The sequence below is a fragment of the Enterobacter cloacae complex sp. 2024EL-00227 genome (assembly GCF_043945315.1).
GTDB lineage: Bacteria > Pseudomonadota > Gammaproteobacteria > Enterobacterales > Enterobacteriaceae > Enterobacter > Enterobacter roggenkampii.
On the sequence record NZ_JBIMQP010000073.1, the window covers coordinates 1 to 752 of the forward strand.

Below are 752 nucleotides of genomic sequence, written 5' to 3' on the forward strand. Positions count from 1 at the left end.
AACCGCGTTCTGTTATCTGACGGACGGCTTCTTCCTTAAATTCAGGTGTAAATCGTGGTGTGCCCATACGCTCCTCCTATGCTCAAACTATAGGGCAGGATCGTCTACCGGGGCGGGGTCAGTCCATCAACGGCTCGGAAGTGTCTAGATTATCCGTGGCGATTCACTCCAGATAGATGTATGGAGGCGGGATTTCTCCTTGAAGATGATCCAGACATTAACGTAAAGGATACAGGAACGATGTGTAAACTGACCGGTTTTATAATGGGGCTGACGATCCTGCTGGGTGTGACTGCACGGGATGCAGGGGCGGCAACGCTCAGTGAAATGCGGATGGTTAATGCCAGTCAGAAACCCGGGATGGTGATTATCTGCAGCCGGACCTCGGAGATTCCGCAGAAAGGTGAATCCCCCGTTCGTATAGAAAGTCTCCTCAGGGGCGTGGTACTGCAGAACGACGGTGATCGCATGATGTTTGACGTGACCTATACACAGCGAAACGCTGAAGAGAGTATTCCTTTTCGTACGGAAAAATACCGGCTGACCACTGAGCTGGAAGCCACCCGCCAGAAAATGGCCATCGATCCTGAGACGATAGAACTATCGCTTCCGCGTGCCCGCGGTCTTGGGGTTCGAGGTCCAATGATGTAAAAAACCACGCTAAGAGGTTAATTCATTGTTTGTATTCAAATTTAATGGTCTTAACTCGCCCTTCAGAATATCTTCCGGTAACGAAAACGTATAATGTCCCA

At 50.0% G+C, this 752-nt stretch carries 1 protein-coding gene; it reads left to right on the forward strand.

What is annotated here, in order from left to right; genetic code table 11:
• The first annotated feature begins 180 nt into the window (after positions 1-180).
• Positions 181-651 (forward strand): hypothetical protein, encoded by a 471-nt coding sequence (locus ACHH0Z_RS25610; protein ID WP_395149619.1) that lies wholly within the window; start codon positions 181-183, stop codon positions 649-651.
• The last annotated feature ends 101 nt before the right edge of the window (positions 652-752 follow it).

What these genes read in the sequence shown, in the direction of transcription:
- ACHH0Z_RS25610 (WP_395149619.1), top strand. Translation starts at nt 181, where the DNA reads ATGGAGGCGGGATTTCTCCTTGAAGATGATCCAGACATTAACGTAAAG.